Source organism: Pseudomonas sp. NPDC087814, assembly GCF_044742865.1.
Lineage (GTDB): Bacteria > Pseudomonadota > Gammaproteobacteria > Pseudomonadales > Pseudomonadaceae > Aquipseudomonas.
The window spans coordinates 35,762-51,914 of sequence record NZ_JBIUVK010000026.1 but is presented as its reverse complement, the minus strand read 5'-3'; the positions used below and the strand labels follow the sequence as shown (position 1 = coordinate 51,914).

The 16,153-nt window shown below is 60.7% G+C and carries 16 protein-coding genes; 6 read left to right on the top strand and 10 right to left on the bottom strand.

The annotated features are described in order from the left end of the window. Positions 1 to 175 precede the first annotated feature (175 nt). Genes ACIOMR_RS19150 through ACIOMR_RS19140 form a run of 3 tightly spaced genes read right to left on the bottom strand, consistent with a single transcriptional unit; the run spans position 176 to position 2,682 of the window. Complete coding sequence (locus ACIOMR_RS19150) at positions 176 to 949, bottom strand: MetQ/NlpA family ABC transporter substrate-binding protein (RefSeq protein ID WP_003214835.1); 774 nt, start codon at positions 947 to 949, stop codon at positions 176 to 178. A 51-nt stretch (positions 950 to 1,000) separates the two neighbouring features. Further along, positions 1,001 to 1,675 carry a methionine ABC transporter permease gene (locus ACIOMR_RS19145; RefSeq protein ID WP_003214831.1) on the bottom strand — a complete coding sequence of 225 codons (675 nt, stop codon included), beginning with the start codon at positions 1,673 to 1,675 and terminating at the stop codon, positions 1,001 to 1,003. Then, positions 1,675 to 2,682 carry a methionine ABC transporter ATP-binding protein gene (locus ACIOMR_RS19140; protein ID WP_003214829.1) on the bottom strand — a complete coding sequence of 336 codons (1,008 nt, stop codon included), beginning with the start codon at positions 2,680 to 2,682 and terminating at the stop codon, positions 1,675 to 1,677. Before ACIOMR_RS19140 ends, ACIOMR_RS19145 begins: the two co-directional genes overlap by 1 nt. A gap of 268 nt (positions 2,683 to 2,950) precedes the next feature. On the opposite strand from ACIOMR_RS19140, the gene katE reads away from it, so the two are divergent. Beyond that, complete coding sequence (katE, locus tag ACIOMR_RS19135; protein ID WP_401195794.1) at positions 2,951 to 5,092, top strand: catalase HPII; 2,142 nt, start codon at positions 2,951 to 2,953, stop codon at positions 5,090 to 5,092. 112 nt (positions 5,093 to 5,204) lie between these two features. Here katE and ACIOMR_RS19130 read toward each other — a convergent pair whose 3' ends face one another. The 4 genes from ACIOMR_RS19130 to ACIOMR_RS19115 are packed head-to-tail and all read right to left on the bottom strand — an operon-like array spanning position 5,205 to position 8,010. Further along, positions 5,205 to 5,924 (bottom strand): PA5502 family lipoprotein, encoded by a 720-nt coding sequence (locus ACIOMR_RS19130; protein WP_401195791.1) that lies wholly within the window; start codon positions 5,922 to 5,924, stop codon positions 5,205 to 5,207. Between the two features lie 37 nt (positions 5,925 to 5,961). Then, on the bottom strand, positions 5,962 to 6,750 hold the full coding sequence (znuB, locus tag ACIOMR_RS19125) for a zinc ABC transporter permease subunit ZnuB (protein WP_003214823.1): 789 nt from the start codon (positions 6,748 to 6,750) through the stop codon (positions 5,962 to 5,964). After that, entirely contained in the window at positions 6,743 to 7,528 is a 786-nt protein-coding gene (znuC, locus tag ACIOMR_RS19120; protein WP_008439630.1) for a zinc ABC transporter ATP-binding protein ZnuC, read from the bottom strand. The genes znuB and znuC overlap by 8 nt, the downstream gene beginning before the upstream one ends. Then, positions 7,528 to 8,010: a Fur family transcriptional regulator gene (locus tag ACIOMR_RS19115; protein WP_003214819.1), complete on the bottom strand. Its 483-nt coding sequence runs from the start codon at positions 8,008 to 8,010 to the stop codon at positions 7,528 to 7,530. The genes znuC and ACIOMR_RS19115 overlap by 1 nt, the downstream gene beginning before the upstream one ends. Positions 8,011 to 8,068: 58 nt before the next feature. On the opposite strand from ACIOMR_RS19115, the gene ACIOMR_RS19110 reads away from it, so the two are divergent. Further along, positions 8,069 to 8,998 carry a zinc ABC transporter substrate-binding protein gene (locus ACIOMR_RS19110; RefSeq protein ID WP_008439631.1) on the top strand — a complete coding sequence of 310 codons (930 nt, stop codon included), beginning with the start codon at positions 8,069 to 8,071 and terminating at the stop codon, positions 8,996 to 8,998. Positions 8,999 to 9,125: 127 nt separating this feature from the next. Here ACIOMR_RS19110 and ACIOMR_RS19105 read toward each other — a convergent pair whose 3' ends face one another. Next, on the bottom strand, positions 9,126 to 10,079 hold the full coding sequence (locus ACIOMR_RS19105) for a homoserine kinase (protein ID WP_102367835.1): 954 nt from the start codon (positions 10,077 to 10,079) through the stop codon (positions 9,126 to 9,128). 56 nt (positions 10,080 to 10,135) lie between these two features. Beyond that, the gene (locus tag ACIOMR_RS19100) at positions 10,136 to 10,426 is read right to left on the bottom strand and encodes a DUF2782 domain-containing protein (RefSeq protein ID WP_003214814.1); all 291 of its coding nucleotides are present in this window, start codon (positions 10,424 to 10,426) and stop codon (positions 10,136 to 10,138) included. 74 nt (positions 10,427 to 10,500) lie between these two features. Here ACIOMR_RS19100 and polA point away from each other — a divergent pair, with 74 nt between their 5' ends. Beyond that, entirely contained in the window at positions 10,501 to 13,293 is a 2,793-nt protein-coding gene (gene polA, locus ACIOMR_RS19095; protein ID WP_401195786.1) for a DNA polymerase I, read from the top strand. Positions 13,294 to 13,559: 266 nt separating this feature from the next. Here polA and yihA read toward each other — a convergent pair whose 3' ends face one another. Then, positions 13,560 to 14,201 carry a ribosome biogenesis GTP-binding protein YihA/YsxC gene (gene yihA / locus ACIOMR_RS19090; RefSeq protein WP_003214811.1) on the bottom strand — a complete coding sequence of 214 codons (642 nt, stop codon included), beginning with the start codon at positions 14,199 to 14,201 and terminating at the stop codon, positions 13,560 to 13,562. Positions 14,202 to 14,393: 192 nt separating this feature from the next. On the opposite strand from yihA, the gene ACIOMR_RS19085 reads away from it, so the two are divergent. The 3 genes from ACIOMR_RS19085 to ACIOMR_RS19075 all read left to right on the top strand — a co-directional run bounded on the left by ACIOMR_RS19085 (position 14,394) and on the right by ACIOMR_RS19075 (position 16,143). Continuing rightward, a complete protein-coding gene (locus ACIOMR_RS19085) occupies positions 14,394 to 14,696 on the top strand; it encodes a cytochrome c5 family protein (protein ID WP_003214809.1) in 303 nt (100 codons plus the stop codon). A gap of 33 nt (positions 14,697 to 14,729) precedes the next feature. Beyond that, on the top strand, positions 14,730 to 15,335 hold the full coding sequence (locus ACIOMR_RS19080; protein ID WP_003214807.1) for a cytochrome c4: 606 nt from the start codon (positions 14,730 to 14,732) through the stop codon (positions 15,333 to 15,335). A gap of 169 nt (positions 15,336 to 15,504) precedes the next feature. Then, the gene (locus ACIOMR_RS19075) at positions 15,505 to 16,143 is read left to right on the top strand and encodes a thiol:disulfide interchange protein DsbA/DsbL (RefSeq protein WP_063033700.1); all 639 of its coding nucleotides are present in this window, start codon (positions 15,505 to 15,507) and stop codon (positions 16,141 to 16,143) included. Positions 16,144 to 16,153: the final 10 nt, after the last annotated feature.

Sequence of the window (16,153 nt, the reverse complement as noted above, 5' to 3'; positions counted from 1 at the left end):
TGGGAGCGGGCTTGCTCGCGAAGGCGGTGTGTCAGTCAACAGATGTATCGACTGAACCACCGCCTTCGCGAGCAAGCCCGCTCCCACATTGGTTTGGATCGTTCCCACGCTCTGCGTGGGAATGCCGCACTGGACGCTCTGCGTCCGCTTTTTCGATCGGGGTTTCGGCCTTGGATCAGAACGCCGGCAGGATCGCGCCTTTGTACTTCTCAAGAATGAACGCTTTCACTTCCGGGGTGTGCAGGGCTGCTACCAGCTTCTTCACCGCGTCCGAATCCTTGTTGTCTTCGCGGGTCACCAGGATGTTCACGTAAGGCGAGTCGTTGCCTTCGATCACCAGTGCGTCCTTGGAGGGGTCCAGCTTGGCTTCCAGGGCGTAGTTGGTGTTGATCAGCGCCAGGTCGACCTGGGTCAGCACGCGCGGCAGGGTGGCGGCTTCCAGTTCGCGGAATTTCAGGCCTTTCGGGTTTTCAGTGATGTCCTTGATGGTCGACAGGATGTTGGTCGGGTCCTTCAGGGTGATCAGGTTGTGCTTGGCCAGCAGCAACAGCGCACGGCCGCCGTTGGTGGCGTCGTTCGGGATCACGACGTTGGCGCCGCTTGGCAGGTCTTCCAGCTTCTTGTACTTGCTGGAGTAGGCGCCCAGAGGCTCCAGGTGCACAGCGCCAACGCTTACCAGGTGAGTGCCCTTGGCTTTGTTGAACTCATCCAGGTACGGCTGGTGCTGGAAGAAGTTGGCGTCCAGGCGCTTTTCGGCTACCTGTACGTTTGGCTGAACGTAGTCGGTGAAGACTTTGACCTGCAGGTCTACGCCTTCCTTGGCCAGAGCCGGCTTCACGAATTCGAGGATTTCAGCGTGCGGCACCGGGGACGCGGCCACGGTGAGGGTTTCGGCGGCGTGGGCGGAGAACGCGGCAACGGCGGCGAAAGCAACCAGTAGTTTTTTCATTCAGCAAGCTCCTTGTTCGGGAATTGGCCGGCTTAACGCCGGCAATAGCCGTTATTTTCGAGAAAAGTGCACCACCAGCTTGTCGCCGACGGTTTGCAGAATTTGTACCAGGATCAGCAGCAGCACCACGGTGACCACCATCACGTCGGTCTGGAAGCGCTGATAACCGAAGCGGATCGCCAAGTCACCCAGGCCACCGGCACCCACTACACCGGCCATGGCCGTGTAGGAAACCAGTGTAATCGCCGTCACCGTAATCGCCGCGAAGATGCCGGGGCGGGCTTCGGGCAGCAACGCGTTGGTAATGATCTGGCGAGTGGTCGCGCCCATGGCCTGGGTCGCTTCGATAATCCCGCGGTCCACTTCACGCAGCGCGGTTTCCACCAGGCGCGCAAAGAACGGCGTGGCACCCACCACCAGTGGCGGAATTGCACCGGCAACACCCAGGGAGGTGCCGGTGATCAGCACCGTGAACGGGATCATTACGATCAATAGGATAATGAACGGCAGCGAACGCAGGATGTTCACCACCAGCGACAACAGCGCATAAACATTCTTTTGTTCGAACAGCTGACGCGGGCTGCACAGGAACAGCAGCACGCCCAACGGCAAGCCCAGCAATACGGTGAACAGCAGCGAGCCGAACAGCATGGTCATGGTGTCGCCGGTGGCGAGCAGGATTTCCGACCAGTCGATGTTCGAGAAAAAGCTCAAGAGGATTTCCATTAGCGCAGCACCTCCATATGGACGTCTGCCGCGGTGAAGGCGGCGAAGGCGGCCTCCATGTCACCGCCGGTGACGGCGAGGGTCAGTTGCCCGTAGGGAATGTCTTTGATGCGGTCGATACGACCGGCGAGGATGCTGTAGTCCACACCCGTGTCGCGGGCGACGGTACCCAGCAGCGGCGCGTAGGTCGCTTCGCCCTGGAACGTCAGGCGCACGATGCGCCCCGGTACATGGGCGAAGTCATCACGCTGTTCGCCTTCGTCGACTTGCTCGGATTCCTGCACGAAGCGCTTGGTGGTCGGGTGCTTGGGGTGCAGGAATACGTCGGCGACGGTGCCTTGCTCGACGATCACGCCGGCGTCCATCACGGCCACGTGGTCGCACACGCGGCGGATCACGTCCATTTCATGAGTGATCAGCACGATAGTCAGCTTCAGCTCGCGGTTGATCTCGGCCAGCAGTTGCAGGACCGAGGCCGTGGTCTGCGGGTCGAGGGCGCTGGTGGCTTCGTCGCATAGCAGGATTTTCGGCTTGGTGGCCAGGGCGCGGGCGATGCCGACGCGCTGCTTCTGGCCGCCCGACAACTGCGCCGGGTACTTCTTGGCGTGGTCGGACAGGCCGACCCGGGCCAGCAATTCGGCCACGCGCAGGTCGATTTCCTTGCGGGAAAGTTCGCCCGCGAGGGTCAGCGGCAGCGCCACGTTGTCGGCAACGGTCTTGGATGCCAGCAGGTTGAAGTGCTGGAAGATCATCCCGACCTGTTGCCGGAAACGGCGCAGGCCGTTGGCGTCGAGGGCGGTGACTTCTTCGTCATCGACCTTGATCTGGCCGCCGCTGGGTTGCTCCAGGCGGTTGATCAGACGCAGCAAAGTACTTTTTCCCGCACCGGAATGGCCGATCAGACCAAACACCTGGCCATTTTCGACGCGCAGGTTGGTGGGATGCAGTGCGGGGATATCCTTACCGGCGACCCGGTAGGTTTTATGGACGTTATGAAACTCGATCACGTAGCGAACCTTGTGGGGCGCATTAAAAAGGGATCAGCGGTTAGCCGGGCGCGCATTTTAGCCTGTCCGTATAGCGTTTCTTAGCATTTATTTCTCATCCGACCAGCGATTTGGCAATAACGCGATCAAAGGTCATAAAAAAGGAACGGTACAAAACCGTGTCAGTCACTACATAAGCAACTCGAAACTCCCAGGTGCCGTGCCTGGGGTTTTGCTCAAGAAGAGCCGGGGATCGCTCTGGCCTACGCAAACGAGGAGTTTTTGTCTGATGAGTACTAAAAAGCCAGTTACCCCGCCCAAGAGCGAACTTGCGGGCACCGACACTCTGGACCGTGGCAACACCAACGCCAAGCTGCAAAGCCTGGAAACATTCCGCTCCGACGCGACGGGCCAGGCGCTGCGCACCAACCAGGGCGTGAAGGTTTCCGATAACCAGAACAGCTTGAAGGTCGGCTCCCGTGGCCCATCGCTGCTGGAAGACTTCATCATGCGTGAAAAAATCACGCACTTTGACCATGAGCGGATTCCGGAACGCATCGTCCATGCCCGGGGCACCGGTGCCCACGGCTATTTCCAGACCTATGAAAATCATTCGGCGCTGAGCAAGGCCGGGTTCCTGCGTAACCCGGAACATAAAACCCCGGTATTTGCGCGCTTTTCCACGGTTCAGGGCCCACGCGGCTCCGGCGATACCGTGCGTGACGTGCGTGGGTTTGCCGTGAAGTTCTTCACCGACGAAGGTAACTTCGACCTGGTGGGCAACAACATGCCGGTGTTTTTCATTCAGGACGCGATCAAGTTTCCTGACTTCGTGCATGCGGTAAAACCTGAGCCCCACAACGAGATTCCTACCGGCGGCTCGGCCCACGATACGTTCTGGGATTTTGTCTCGCTGCAGCCGGAGTCGGCGCACATGGTGATCTGGGCCATGTCTGACCGGGCCATTCCAAAAAGCCTACGGACCATGCAGGGGTTTGGTGTACACACCTTCCGCCTGGTGAACGCCGAGGGTAAATCCAACTTCGTCAAATTCCACTGGCGGCCTACTGTCGGTACCTGTTCCCTGGTGTGGGACGAGGCGCAGAAGCTGGCGGGCAAAGACACCGACTTCCATCGTCGTGACCTGTGGGAATCCATTGAAAGTGGCGATTACCCGGAGTGGGAATTGGGCGTGCAGATCATCGCCGAAGAGGACGAGCATAAGTTCGACTTCGATATTCTCGACCCGACCAAGCTGATCCCCGAAGAGCTGGTGCCGATCACGCCGCTGGGCAAGATGGTGCTCAACCGCAACCCGGACAACTACTTTGCCGAGACCGAGCAAGTGGCGTTCTGCCCGGGGCATATCGTGCCGGGCATCGACTTTTCCAATGACCCGCTGCTGCAAGGCCGTCTGTTTTCCTACACCGATACGCAGATCAGCCGACTGGGCGGGCCGAACTTTCACGAGTTGCCGATCAACCGTCCGGTAGCGCCGTTCCATAACGGCCAGCGCGATGCCATGCACCGCACCACCATCGACAAGGGCCGCGCGTCCTACGAGCCGAACTCGATTGATGGCGGCTGGCCGAAAGAAACTCCGCCTGCGGCGCAGGACGGTGGTTTTGAGACGTATCCGGAGCGCATTGATGCCCACAAGATCCGTGAGCGCAGCGAGTCGTTCGGTGATCACTTCTCCCAGGCGCGCTTGTTTTTCCGCAGCATGAGCAAGCACGAGCAGGAGCACATCATCGCCGCCTACAGCTTTGAGCTGGGCAAGGTGGAGCGTGAATTTATTCGCGCTCGCCAGGTGAATGAGATCCTCGCCAACATCGACCTCGAACTGGCCAAGCGTGTGGCGCAGAACCTGGGCTTGCCAGCACCGACTAAAGGCACGGTGCCAGAGCGCAAGACATCTCCGGAACGCTCGCCAGCGTTGAGCCAGGCCAATTTGCTGTCGGGTGATATCAAGACCCGCAAGGTGGCGATTCTGGCGGCGAACGGTGTTGATGGCGCGGCGATTGATGCCTTGAAGAAGGCGCTTGAGGCCGCAGGTGCGCATGCGAAGTTGCTGGGGCCTACCTCGGCGCCGGTAACGACGGCGGATGGCAAGAGCCTACCGGTGGATGCTTCCATGGAAGGCTTGCCTTCGGTGGCGTTCGATGCGGTGTTTGTGCCGGGTGGCGCCAAGTCGGTTCAGGCGTTGAGCGCTGATGGTGTGGCGTTGCATTACCTGCTGGAGGCGTACAAGCACCTCAAGGCAATTGCCCTGGCCGGTGAGGCGAAGCAGTTGCTGGATGTGCTGAAGCTTGAGGCGGATGCGGGCTTGATTGTGGGTGGCGACGCGAAGGCGTTTAAGGCGTTCTTTGCGGCGATTGCCCAGCATCGGGTCTGGGGTCGGGAGCCGAAGGCTAAAGCTGTTCCGGCTTAAGGTATCGGTTGTTTGTTAGACCGCTTTCGCGAGCAAGCCCGCTCCCACATTTAACCGAGTTCCAACTTTGGAATGCGGTCAAATGTGGGAGCGGGCTTGCTCGCGAATGGCGTTATTCAGTTTTACGCGGAATCATCACGACCTGCGCCGGAACCTTCTTCAGGATCTGCCGGTGAATCTTCAGGTCATACCCCGAATCGATGCGCTTCACCCGTTTGGTCAGCAACGTGGCCAGCCATGGGTAATCTTCGGTGCGCGGTGCCTGGATGCTCACATCGCACTGATAATTCACCACATCGGTGGCGATCTCATCCAGTTGATGGCGCAGCGCCTCGATATCGGTGAGGTTCAGCGCAACCGTAGTGCTTGGCGCTGCCGGGTCGATGACCTTGGCCGGCGGCTTGGCTTCGGCGGCTTTCAGGGCGGCCTCGGCTTTGTCCAGCTCGACTTTACGGGCATGGGCGATCGCACTGTTGACGCCACCGGTCAGCGCCGGAGCCTTGGGCATCAATGCCCGTGCGCGGCTCAGGGCCGTCGCGGCAGCGTTGACATCACCCTTTTGCAGGACGATCTGGCTGCGCTGCAAATAGGCTTCGGCCAGTTGGCGCTGATAAGGCTCCAGCGCCGGATCGTTGGGCGACTGGGCCTGCAAGGCGGCCAGCTCGTCTTCGGCGGTGGCCAGTTCACTGCTGGCGAGGTTTTGCTCCAGCTGTGCGATGGCCGCAGCACGTGCGTCCGGCGCCTGGGGGGCGGCGGGCGGGGTGCTTTGGCAGGCGCCCAGCAGCAAGGAAAATGCGGCAAGGAGCAGATAACGGGCGTTGAACAGCTTCATTCCTGCGACTCTCTAATTGCGCAAAAAGCGAGCAAGTCTACACCCCACGACGGGGCAGGACAAAACTCAGCAGAAACAGGGCGGCCGCCGTGACCACAATCGACGGCCCGGCCGGGGTGTCCTTGAACCAGGACAGCGCCAAGCCACCACACACCGCGAGCATCCCCAGAAGGCTGGCGCCGAGCGCCATTTGCTCCGGCGAGCGGGCGTGACGCTGGGCCGCAGCAGCCGGGATGATCAGCAGCGATGTGATCAACAATACGCCGACAATCTTCATCGCGACAGCGATCACCACTGCGATCAGCAGCATCAGGGTCATGCGCAGCGCCGCCACGGGCAAGCCTTCGACGGTGGCCAGTTCTTCGTGAACGGTGATCGCCAGCAGCGGGCGCCACAGCGTCACCAGCAGCACCAGCACTGCCGCGCTGCCACCTAGAATCCACGCCAGGTCGGTGGGGCTGATTGCCAGCAGGTCGCCGAACAGGTAGGCCATCAGGTCGATGCGCACTTCATGCATGAAGCTCAGCACCACCAGGCCCAGGGACAAGGTGCTTGGGGCCAGGATGCCCAGCAGGGTATCGGAGGCCAGCGGCTGACGCTGTTGCAGGGTCACCAGCAGCACAGCCAGCAGCAGGCAGCCGACGGTGACGGCAATGGTCGGGCTCACATCCAGCAGAAATCCCATGGCCACGCCCAGCAGCGCAGCGTGGGACAGGGTGTCGCCAAAATAGGCCATGCGCCGCCAGACCACGAACGAGCCCAGTGGGCCCGCCACCAGCGCCAGAGCCAAGCCTGCCAGCAGGGCGTAGAGCAGAAAATCAGCCATGCTTGCAGCTATCTCCATGAACGTGGGTGTGGGATGCGGTGGAGTCATCGACTACAGCGCCATGCAGGTCATGGGCGTGGTCGTGATGGTGGTGGTAGATCGCCAGGCTCTGGGCGTTCTTGCCGAACAGCTCGACAAAAGCCGGATCGCCGCTGACCTGTTCCGGGTGGCCGGAACAGCACACGTGACGATTGAGGCACACCACCTGGTCGGTGGTGCTCATCACCAGGTGCAGGTCGTGGGAGACCATCAGCACGCCGCAACCATGGCGGTCCCGCAGGCGGGTGATCAGGCTGTACAGCTCGGCCTGGCCGGCGACGTCGACGCCCTGTACGGGTTCATCCAGTACCAGCAATTCCGGCTCGCGCAGCAGGGCGCGGGCCAGCAGCACTCGCTGCATTTCGCCGCCGGAGATGCTTTGCACCGGGCTGTCGATCACCTGTTCGGCGCCCACTTCCTTGAGGGCGGACTGTGCGCGGGCACGGTCGACACCGGGCACCAGGCGCAGGAAGCGCAGCACCGAGAGGGGCAAGGTCGGGTCCACATGCAGCTTCTGCGGCATGTAGCCGACCCGCAGCCTCGGCTTGCGCCACACGCTGCCGCTGTCGGGCTTGAGCAGGCCGAGTACGGCGCGCACCAGGGTGGTCTTGCCGGCACCGTTGGGGCCGATCAGCGTGACGATCTGACCTGGCTCGACGCTCAGGGCGATGTTGTCCAGCACGTTTTGCCCGGCGAACGTGACCCCGACCTGCTCCAGGCGGATTAACGCAGTGCTCATCAAGCCCCCTGGCAGCCCGAGCACACACCGACGACTTCGACGGTTTGCCCTTCGACCTTGAAGCCGACGTCGCCGGCGCTCTTGATGATGCTGTCGCTGATGCTTTTTTGCTCAAGTTCGATGGCGGCGTGGCACTCGCGGCAAATCAGGAACTGGCCCTGGTGCGCGTGTTCCGGGTGGTTACAGCCGACAAAGGCGTTGAGCGATGAGATGCGGTGCACCAGGCCGTTGTCCAGCAGGAAGTCCAGCGCGCGGTACACCGTGGGCGGCGCGGCGCGGCGGCCGTCCTGCTCGCTGAGCACGCCGAGGATGTCGTAGGCACCCAGCGGCTTGTGGCTTTGCCACACCAGCTCCAGCACCCGGCGACGCAGGGCGGTCAGGCGCAGGCCTTGGCGCGCGCACAAGGCGTCGGCCTCTGACAGTGCGCTGTGCACGCAGTGAGAGTGGTCATGGGGACGGCTGGCAAGCGGTGTTTTAGGCATGAGCGGCGACAGATATTTGTGAGAGACGTTATTATGTTACCTGTTCCTGCCTCCTTGAGTGGTCATCGTGTCCAGACTTTTTCCCGTTTTTGTCGTATTTGTCACCAGTTTGCTGCTTGCCGGTGCCGCTCAGGCGGAGGTTCGGGTGCTGACCAGCATCAAACCGTTACAACTGATTGCTGCTGCTGTGCAGGATGGCGTGGCGATTCCCGAGGTATTGCTGCCGCCGGGCGCTTCGCCGCATAACTATGCGCTGCGCCCTTCCGACGTACGGCGCGTGCAGTCGGTGGACCTGCTTTATTGGATCGGCCCGGACATGGAAAGCTTTCTGCCGCGTGTCTTGAAAGGCCGCAGCTTGCCGACGGTGGCGGTGCAGGACCTTCCGGGAATGAAACTGCGTCGGTTCGCCGAAGATAGCCACTCCCATGCTGAAGATGCCGACGAACATGATCATGACCATCGCCCGGGCAGCCTGGATGCGCATTTGTGGCTGTCGACGGTCAACGCCCGGGTGATTGCGAACCGCATGGCGGCGGATCTCAGCGCTGCCGACCCGGCGAACGCCGAGCGTTACCAGAGCAACGTGAAGGCCTTTGATGGCCGTATGGATGCACTGGACGCGCGCTTGAAGGCACGTATGGCGGACGTCGCCGGCAAGCCGTACTTCGTGTTCCATGAAGCCTTCGATTACTTCGAAGATGCCTACGGCCTCAAGCACACCGGGGTGTTCAGCGTGGCCGCAGAAGTGCAGCCGGGCGCCCAGCATGTGGCAGCGATGCGTACGCGTTTGCAGGAAGTGGGCAAGACTTGTGTGTTCAGCGAGCCGCCGTTGCGCCCGCGCCTTGCGGAAACGCTGGTGGCGGGTTTGCCGGTGAAGCTGGCGGAGCTGGATGCGTTGGGCGGCTACACGCCGGCCTCCGCCCAGGGGTATGAGCAGGTGCTGGAGAAGCTGGGGAATGACCTGGCTGGGTGCCTGGAGTCGCTCTGATAGACGCCGCATAACCACTGTGGGAGCGGGCTTGCTCGCGAATGCGGTGGATCAGTCAGCGCATCTGGTGACTGAAACTCCACATTCGCGAGCAAGCCCGCTCCCACATTTTGATCGCGTACGATCTTTACAGCGCGAACGGCAGCGGGGTCTTGACCTGCTGGCGTTGCGCCAGGCGCACCTGAAACTCGCGCGGGTCGTGAATCAGCACGTCCTGCCCGGCGAACGATTCCGCCGCAATCAGGCGTGACAGCCAGAACCGCACACAGGCCACACGCAGCATGGTCGGCCACAGCTCCGCTTCCTTGGCGGTAAACGGTCGCAAGCCCGCATAAGCCCCCAGCAACGCCCGCGCCCGTTGGCCGTCGATCACGCCGTCGGCGTCCGAGCACCAGTCGTTCAGGGCGATCGCCACGTCGTACAGCATCGGCCCCGAGCAGGCGTTGTAGAAGTCGATCAGCCCGGTCAGGTGCGTGCCTTCGAACATCGCGTTGTCGCGAAACAGGTCGGCGTGGATGTTTGCCCGGGGCAGCGCGAGGATCTGCGCCTTGTGCGCCTCGATCTCATCCAGCGCCGCTTGCAACAGGCCGCGTTGTTCCGCGTCGAGGTGCGAAATCAGTTGCGCGCCTTCGCTGAGCATCCAGTCCAGCCCGCGATCGGTCTTGCGTTCCAACACCTTCTCGCCTTGGGTGGCCAGGTGCAGGTGCCCGAGCAATTCGCCCACTTGCACGCAATGCTGGGCGTTGGCGTCCTTGATGTGCTTGCCCGCTAGCCGCGGTTGCAACAGCGCCGGTTTGCCCGCCAACTCGCGCAAGGCCACGCCGTCGGTGGTACGCAGGGCGTAAGGCACTGGCAAATCAGCGTCGTGGAGCACGTCCAGCAGTTCGATGAAGAACGGCATTTCCTGCACGGGGCCGCGCTCGACCAGGGTCAGGACAAATTCGCCCTGTTCCAGGCTGATGAAGAAATTGGTGTTTTCACTACCAGCGGCAATCCCCTGGAAATCAAGCAGGCGGCCGAGCCCGTAAGGGGCAAGAAAGGTTTCCAGCTCGGGCCGAGCCAGGGGGGTGAACACAGACATGGTTAAAACTGCCGTTACGGGCGCTGCGGGGAGCAGCGCCGATTAAAGTTAAGAAATCATTTCCATTCGAAGATCTTCCATGACGGGATCAGCATATCCGGCTGGTCAGAGCGGATGAAGTTCGCATCGGTTCCGTCCGCGCGCACCAGGAAGTAAGGCGGAAAGCCTTTCTGGGTCACCTTGATCGCGTACAGGAAACCATTCTGGCGGTATTCCTGAATGGTCTTGTCGCCTTCCGTGCGAATGGTGACTTCCGGGTCGCCCGAAGGGGCAGTATCTGCCGCCATGGCCACCATCGGAGTGAGTGCAATCAAGCCGGTCAACAACAGGCGATTTACTGTACGCATGATAACCTTGTCCCTTTGTCGTCATTGGTCCGGCTATTCTAGCGCCTGACCCGCCGAAAAGGTTGATCCTGCTCATGAGCCAAGCCCCCCTCGTCCTGGTGGACGGTTCTTCTTACCTGTACCGCGCCTTTCACGCGCTGCCGCCGCTCACCACTTCCAAAGGCCTGCCTACCGGCGCGGTCAAGGGCGTGTTGAACATGCTCAAAAGCCTGCGCAGGCAATACCCGAACAGTCCGTTCGCGGTGGTGTTCGACGCCAAGGGCGGGACATTTCGCGATGAGCTGTACGCCGAATACAAGGCCAACCGCGCAAGCATGCCCGATGACATGCGCGTGCAGATCGAGCCGCTGCACCAGAGCGTGATCGCCCTGGGCTTCCCGCTGCTGTGCGTCGAAGGCGTCGAAGCGGACGACGTGATCGGCACCCTGGCCCGCAGCAGCGCGGCCGCCGACCGTCCGGTGGTGATTTCCACCGGCGACAAGGACATGGCGCAGCTGGTCGACGGGCACATTACCTTGGTCAACACCATGACCGGAAGCGCCATGGACGTTGAGGGCGTGAAGGAGAAATTCGGTGTCGCTCCCGAGCAGATCATCGATTACCTGGCGTTGATGGGCGATTCGTCCGACAACATCCCGGGCGTTCCGGGCATTGGTCCGAAGACGGCTTCCGGCCTGTTGGTAGGCGTCAACGGCGGCTTGAAGGAGCTCTACGAGCAGCTCGATATCGTGCCGACCTTGCCGATTCGTGGTGCCAAGACCCTGGTCGCCAAACTGGAAGAGCATAAGGCGAGTGCGTTCCTGTCCTACGAGCTGGCGACGATCAAGATCGACGTGCCGCTGGACGTGGGCCTGGATGATTTGCACCTGATCGAGCCGGATCGCGAGAAGCTGCTGGAGCTGTATACGCTGCTGGAGTTCAAGAGCTGGATTGACGAGATTCAACGCGATGCCAAGCGCGTCGAGTTGAGCGCTGCTCCTTCGGCCGCGGTCGCCGAGGAAGCGGTTGAGGTGGTCGCGCCGGTTTCTGTGGAGCCGGTGTACGAAACCATCCTCACCCAGGCCCAGTTCGATGTCTGGCTGAAGAAGCTCAACGACGCCAGGCTGTTCGCCTTCGATACCGAGACCACCGGGATCGACGCCCAGAAAGCGCAACTGGTGGGTGTGTCGTTTGCCGTGCAGGCCCATGAAGCAGCCTACATTCCGCTGACCCACTCCTACATCGGCGCGCCGGAACAGCTGGATCGGGACACCGTGCTGCTGGCCCTGAAGCCGTTGCTCGAAGACCCGGAAAAACTCAAGGTCGGCCAGCACGCCAAGTTCGACATGAACATCCTGGCCAACTGCGCCATCGGTGGTGACCCGGCACACGGCATCACCGTGCGCGGCATTGCCTTCGACACCATGCTTGAATCCTATGTGCTGAACTCCGTGGCGACGCGCCACGACATGGACAGCCTGGCGAAGAAGTACCTGGACCACGACACCGTCAGCTTCCAGGACATCGCCGGCAAAGGCGCCAAGCAGCTGACCTTTGACCAGATTGCCCTGGAGCAAGCTGGCCCTTACGCGGCGGAAGACGCGGATGTGACCCTGCGTTTGCACCAGGAACTGCACAAGCAGCTTGCCGCTATTCCTACCCTGGCCAGCGTATTGTCCGACATCGAGATGCCGCTGGTGCCCGTGCTGGCGCGCATTGAGCGCCAGGGCGCCCTGGTGGATGCCGCCTTGCTGGGCATCCAGAGCATCGAGCTGGGCAACAAGATGGTCGACCTCGAGCGCCAGGCGTATGAAATCGCCGGCGAGGAATTCAACCTGGGCTCGCCCAAGCAGTTGGGTGCGATTCTCTACGAGAAACTCGGGCTGCCGGTGTTGAAGAAGACCGGCAAGGGCCAGGCCTCGACGGCCGAGGAAGTCTTGGCCAAATTGGCTGAAGATGACTATCCACTGCCGAAAGTGCTGATGCAGTACCGCAGCATGAGCAAGTTGAAAAGCACCTACACCGACCGTTTGCCGGAGCAGATCAACCCGCGCACCGGTCGCGTGCACACTTCCTATCACCAGGCCGTAGCAGCAACCGGGCGCCTGTCATCCAGCGATCCAAACCTGCAGAACATTCCGGTGCGTACCGCTGAAGGCCGGCGTATCCGCCAGGCATTTGTCGCGCCCAAGGGCTACAAGCTGCTGGCGGCGGACTACTCGCAGATCGAGCTGCGCATCATGGCGCATTTGTCCAAGGACGAAGGCTTGCTGAATGCGTTCCGCGACGACCTGGACGTGCACACCGCCACGGCGGCCGAAGTGTTCAAGGTTGAGTTGACCGAGGTCACGTCCAATCAGCGTCGCAGTGCCAAGGCGATCAACTTTGGCCTGATCTACGGCATGGGCGCCCAGAAGCTGGGCAAGGACATCGGCGTCGACACCAAGACCGCCAAGGCTTACATCGATGTGTACTTCGCCCGCTATCCGGGGGTTCGCGAGTACATGGAGCGCACCCGTGCCCAGGCGGCTGATCAGGGTTATGTGGAAACCCTGTTCGGGCGCCGCCTGTACCTGCCGGAGATCAATTCCAACAAGCCTCAGGAGCGTGCTGGCGCCGAGCGTACGGCAATCAACGCGCCGATGCAGGGCACTGCGGCCGATATCATCAAGAAGGCCATGGTCAAGGTCGACAACTGGCTGACGGACTCGGGCCTGGACGCCAAGGTCATCCTTCAGGTGCACGATGAATTGGTGCTGGAGGTGCGTGAGGACCTGGTGGCTGAAGTCAGCGCGAGGATTCGTGAACACATGAGCGAGGCGGCAAAGCTGGATGTGCCGCTGGTGGTAGACGTCGGCGTGGGCGACAACTGGGACGAAGCGCACTAAGCCTGGGGCCTGGGCCGCGGCATCATGCCGCGGCAGCGCTTTAGATCGGAAAACTCGGCGGGTTATTTCCAATAGTTTTTTGAACGTGCCGGAACTTAACCCGTGAATTGCTACTCAGAGTTACTGAATGGGTGGTGAAGCCCTTCAATGCTCCTATGTTGTGTTAAGTGTTGGCAGATATCTGGACCCCGCCCTAGCGGTCCGGAACTTGGACCCCGAACTTCCCCTCCCCATACGAAGTCCGGGGTTTTTTTTGCCCCGAGTTTTTACTCGGCGGCTTCCGAACCCTTGTCAGCCAGTTCCATCCAACCTGCCAATACAGTGTAGGCATCTTCCAGGCCCATGCGTTTTGGCGCCGAGAACAACTGGATAGTCACCGCATCACCCCAACCCTTACGGATTTCCGCCTGCACTTTGAGCAGGGTGTTCTTGGCTGCGCCGTAGGTCAGCTTGTCGGCCTTGGTCAGCAGGACGTGCATCGGCATGCCGCTGGCGACGGCCCAATCGAGCATCAACAGGTCGAAGTCGGTCATTGGATGACGGATGTCCATCATCAGAATCAAACCCTTCAAACTCTCCCGGCCACCCAGATACGCTTCGAGGTGACGCTGCCAGTGCAGCTTCAGCGGGATAGGTACTTTTGCATAACCGTAGCCCGGCAGGTCGACCAGACGCCGATCATCGTCTAGCTTGAAGAAGTTGAGGAGCTGTGTGCGCCCCGGGGTTTTCGAGGTGCGGGCCAGGCTGGCGTGGGTCAGGGTGTTCAGCGCGCTGGACTTGCCGGCGTTGGAGCGGCCGGCGAATGCGACTTCGAAGCCTTCGTCATCGGGGCATTGGTCGACTTTGGCGGCGCTGAGCATGAAGGTGGACTGTTGGCACAGGCCGAGGATGGGATTCTTGAGTTGCATGAGTTTTCCGATGTGGGCGGTGCCGGGAATAGGTGCGGCAAGCGGTGTCGTTTCCGTTTCAGTAGCGCCAGTATATAATGCCGCAGATTTTGTGTGTGCTTTGTCCCAGCGAAGGATGAAGTTCACGGGAGCGATAGACCTTTATTGCGCATTAGAACGCAAAACGCTCTCAAACCCTGAAAAGGTCGATGTATGACCAAGTGGCTGCTGGCCTTCGGTTTCTTGATGCCACTTTACAGTGCGCAGGCTACACAGGAACCGGAGGCTGTGTACAACCGCTTTTGCGGGGCCTGCCATGCCGGACAGCTGCCCAACGCCCCTGGACGGGGTGACCAGGCAGCCTGGAAGCCAAGATTGGCTCAAGGTATGGACACGCTGGTGCAACACGTGACCCAGGGTTTCAAGGCGATGCCGCCGCGTGGTTTGTGCATGGACTGCAGTACCGAGGATTACCATGCCGTCATTCAGTTGATGGTGAGTGAACCCGGTCCATAACTCTTTAACCCTTAGCCGTAGTTGGATTAGCTGATGAACAAACTGATCGTGAGTCTGCTGTTGACCCTGGGCATCACCGGTGTTGCCCATGCCGCAGGCGACGCCACTGCTGGCCAGGCGAAAGCCGCCGTATGTGGTGCTTGCCATGGACCGGACGGTAATAGCCCGGCGCCTAACTTTCCAAAACTGGCCGGCCAGGGTGAGCGTTACCTGACCAAGCAGATGCACGACATCAAGGACGGCAAGCGTACGGTCCTGGAAATGACCGGCTTGTTGACCAACCTCAGCGATCAGGACCTGGCGGATATCGCGGCGTATTTTGCCAGCCAGAAAGGCAGTGTGGGAGCTGCTGATCCGAAACTGGTGGCCCGCGGTGAAGAATTGTTCCGCGGCGGCAACCTGGAAAAAGGCATGCCTTCCTGCCTCGGCTGCCACTCGCCTAACGGCGCAGGCCTTGCTGCCGCTGGCTTCCCGCACTTGAGCGGCCAGCATGCCCAGTACATCGGCAAACAGCTGACAGACTTCCGCGAAGGCAATCGCACCAACGACGGCGATACCAAGATCATGCAGAGCATCGCCGCGAAACTCAGCAACAAGGACATCGAAGCCGTGTCCCAATACATCCAGGGCCTGCACTAAGTGCCCCGGCTACGTTAACGCTCGATTAATCCGTCGATGCAAGCATAAAAAGGGTGGCCCAGGCTGCCCTTTTTTGTGGCCGGTGCCGTTACACTAACGAACTCATGCCCGCGTAGACCTGTCACAACAAAGGTCGCGTGAGGCGACTTTATTTGTCCAGGAGTAAAGCATGCGTAATCTGATCCTCAGCGCCGCTCTCGTCACTGCCAGCCTTTTCGGCATGACCGCACAAGCTGCCGATAATGTGCCGCTTGAAGCCGGTAAAACCTACGTTGAGCTGGCCAATCCTGTGCCGGTTTCCGTACCGGGCAAGATCGAAGTGGTGGAGCTGTTCTGGTATGGCTGCCCGCATTGCTACGCTTTTGAGCCAGTCATCAATCCGTGGGTCGATAAGCTGCCTCAGGACGTGAACTTCAAACGTATTCCTGCCCTGTTCGGCGGCCCATGGGACGCCCACGGCCAGCTGTTCATTACCCTGGACACCATGGGTGTAGAACACAAGGTTCACGCGGCTGTCTTCAATGCCATCCAGAAAGAAGGCAAGCGCCTTGTGAAGCCTGAAGACATGGCCGATTTCGTCGCCACCCAAGGCGTCGACAAAACCAAGTTCCTGGAGACATTCAACTCGTTCGCTGTGAAGGGCAAGATGGCCCAATACAAGGAACTGGCCCAGAAATACGGCGTGCAAGGCGTACCGACGCTGATCGTCAACGGCAAATACCGCTTTGACATCGGCAGTGCCGGCGGCGAAGAGCAGGCGCTGAACGTGGCCGACCAATTGATCGCCAAAGAGCGCGCAGCCAAGTAAGGGGCCCGTC